The organism is Rathayibacter rubneri, assembly GCF_023743255.1.
Classification (GTDB): Bacteria; Actinomycetota; Actinomycetes; order Actinomycetales; family Microbacteriaceae; genus Rathayibacter; species Rathayibacter rubneri.
Genome location: NZ_JAMRYM010000181.1, coordinates 1 through 3,071, shown reverse-complemented (window position 1 = coordinate 3,071; position 3,071 = coordinate 1). Strand labels below are relative to the sequence as shown.

Here is a 3,071-nt window from a genome sequence, read left to right as displayed (position 1 = left end):
CCCCTTCTTCCCCGCCCGAGGAGCCCCCATGCCCACCTGGTCCCTGCACGGAGACGGCCGCACCGTCGAGCCCGGCGCCGTCGTCGCCCCCGACGAGCGGCTCAGCTGGCCCGCCACGATCGCGATCGGCGTGCAGCACGTGGTCGCGATGTTCGGAGCGACGTTCCTGGTCCCCGTCCTCACCGGCTTCCCCGTCGCCACGACCCTCCTCTTCTCGGGTGTCGGCACGCTCCTCTTCCTCCTGATCACCCGCAACAAGCTGCCCAGCTACCTCGGCTCGAGCTTCGCGTTCATCGCCCCCGTCACCGCCGCGACGGCGGTCGGCGGCACCGGGTCGGCGCTCGCCGGAGTCGTCGCCGTCGGCCTCCTGCTCGCCGCGGTCGGCGTCGTGGTGCAGTTCGTCGGACTCGGCTGGATCGACCGCCTGATGCCCCCGGTCGTCGCCGGAGCGATCGTCGCGCTGATCGGCTTCAACCTCGCTCCGACCGCCTGGTCGAGCTACCAGCTGGCCCCCGTCACCGCGACCGTGACCCTCGCCGCGATCATCCTCGGCGGAGTGTTCTTCCGCGGCTTCCTGGGCCGCGTCTCGATCTTCCTCGGCGTCGTCATCGGCTACGTCGTGGCCCTGCTGCGCGGCGAGATCGACTACTCCGCGGTCGGCGACGCCGCCTGGGTCGGCCTGCCGCCCTTCTCCTTCCCCGACTTCGCGTCCGGATCGACGTGGTCGGGCATCGCGATGTTCCTCCCCGTCGTGCTCGTGCTCATCGCCGAGAACGTCGGCCACGTGCGCGGCGTCGCCACCATGACCGACTCCTCCGTCAACGCCCACACCGGCCGTGCGCTGATCGCCGACGGCGTCGCGACCACGGTCTCGGGCACCTTCGGCGGCTCGGGCACTACGACCTACGGCGAGAACATCGGAGTGATGGCCGCCACCCGCGTGTACTCGACCGCCGCGTACTGGGTCGCCGGCGTCACCGCGGTGCTGCTCAGCCTCTCGCCCAAGGTCGGCGCGGTCTTCAACTCGATCCCCGCGGGCGTCCTGGGCGGCGCGACCACCGCCCTCTACGGCCTGATCGGCGTCATCGGCATCAAGATCTGGGTCGACAACCGCGTCGACTTCTCGCGCCCGGTCAACCAGTACACGGCCGCCGTGGCCCTGGTCATAGCGATCGCGGGCTTCAGCTTCTCCTCCGGCGGCTTCCAGCTCGGCGGCATCGTCCTGGGCGCCGGCGCGGCGCTCGTGATCTACCACCTGGGCAACGCGATCGCCCGGTGGCGCCGCACGGGCGCCGACGACGGCGGACCGCTGCCGGCGATCGGGCAGCTGGGCGGGGACGTGCAGAAGTAGGGCTGTCCTGCCGATCGGCGGCAGGTGATCCCTCCTCAGAGGCCGTCGCTCGCCGTTTTCCACGGATCGAGAGGACCGCACCTCCGTGTGTCGGTGGTCGATGTCATCATCCGGGTATGGCAACGATCGATCCGTACGCAGCACCCGCCGGGGGCGGGCCCTCGGTGCACGCCTGCTTCGAGGAGGCCTACGGGCATGCGATCGAGGCGGCGGGGGCGCTGCGGCGGTTCCGGTCGCGCATCGACGGCGAGCAGGCCGAGCTGATCGAGCTGTCGCGCCGCACGGCGATGGCGGTGCCCGAGGCGCTCGTGGACGCGGGAGTGCTCGACAAGGGCGAGCGGATCGAGGCGGCCGCGCGAGCGCACGTCGCCGAGATCGCGACCTCCTACCGCCTGTCCGAGGCGCACGCCGGTGCGCTCGTCGAGGAGAGCCGCCTCCTCGTGAACGAGCTGCCGGCCGTGCTCGCCGCCCTCAAGGCGGGGGCCTGCGCGAGCGAGCACGCGCGCGTGGTGACGGCAGAGGTGCTGGCGGTGCCGGCGGAGTCGCGGACGCGGTTCGACGAGGAGGCGGCCGTGCTCGCGGCGACCTGCACTCCGCCCCAGCTGCGCCGTCGGTTGAGGGCGCTCCGCGAGCGGCTGCATCCCGAGACCCTGCTCGAGCGCCATCGGCGGTGCCGGGAGGATCGCGCGGTCTGGATCGACGGCGAGCTCGACGGCATGGCGACGCTGCATCTGCACGTCCCCGCGCAGGACGCGTTCGGCGCGTACGACCGCATCGACCGAGCGGCTCGCTCGGTGCAGGCGGCGAGCAGCGGAGGCGCCGAGCCGGACGGGCGCCTCCTCCGGCAGATCCGCGCCGACGTCGCGACCGCGCTGCTGCTCGACGGTGAGACGTCGCCCGCCCCGGAGTCAGCGGGCTCGGCGGCTCGAAGCACCTCTCCGACCGGCTCCGCCTCGCCGAGGGCCCGCACCGCCGTCCCGCGCGGCATCCGCGCCGTCGTCGCCGTGACGGTGCCGGTCCTCACGCTGCTCGGCAGCTCCGACGAGCCCGCGGTGCTCGACGGCTACGGTCCGATCGACGCCGAGACGGCACGTGAGCTGGCCGCGGGAGCACCGAGCCTCACGCGGATCCTCACCGACCCGCACACCGGAGCGACCCTCGCCGTCGGTCGCACGAGCTACCGTCCACCGGCCGAGCTGCGCCGAGCCCTCGCCCACCGCGATGGCACCTGCCGCTTCCCCGGCTGCCTCCGCACCGCCCGCACGAGCGAGCTCGACCACACCGTTCCGTGGCAGCACGGAGGCGCCACCGACGCCGCGAACCTCGCCCACCTGTGCGCCGCGCACCACCGGCTCCGGCACCTCAGCACCTGGAGCCCCGAGAACCTGGGCGACGGCGGCGTCCGCTGGCGCAGCCCCGCGGGTCGCATGCTGACGGTCGAGCCGCCCGGTCCACCGCCAGGAGGGACGCGGCAGCCGATGAGGGTGCCGTCACCCGATCCACGGGAGGCTCCCTTCTGACCGGACGGCAGTGAGTGCCGTCGCGCTCCTCCGCGCATGCCACGGTGCCACTGCAACCGCGTTCACGCGCCCGAAACGTTCCGAAACGCGCCGGTGACCGGCGCCTGCCAGGGTCGGGGGAGCGAGGGTGGAACCACCCCGCCCACTGCGCGGATCACCGAGCGGACGGGGCGCCTCAGCCCCGATCCCCGCATCCCGAT

2 protein-coding genes are annotated in these 3,071 nt (G+C 73.3%); both read left to right on the top strand.

What is annotated here, in order from left to right; all coding sequences use genetic code 11:
• Nucleotides 1–28: 28 nt before the first annotated feature.
• Nucleotides 29–1,351, top strand: a complete 1,323-nt coding sequence (locus tag NB037_RS19095; protein ID WP_251948602.1) for a uracil-xanthine permease family protein — start codon at nucleotides 29–31, stop codon at nucleotides 1,349–1,351.
• A 116-nt stretch (nucleotides 1,352–1,467) separates the two neighbouring features.
• Nucleotides 1,468–2,871: an HNH endonuclease signature motif containing protein gene (locus NB037_RS19090; RefSeq protein ID WP_251948599.1), complete on the top strand. Its 1,404-nt coding sequence runs from the start codon at nucleotides 1,468–1,470 to the stop codon at nucleotides 2,869–2,871.
• Nucleotides 2,872–3,071 lie beyond the last annotated feature (200 nt).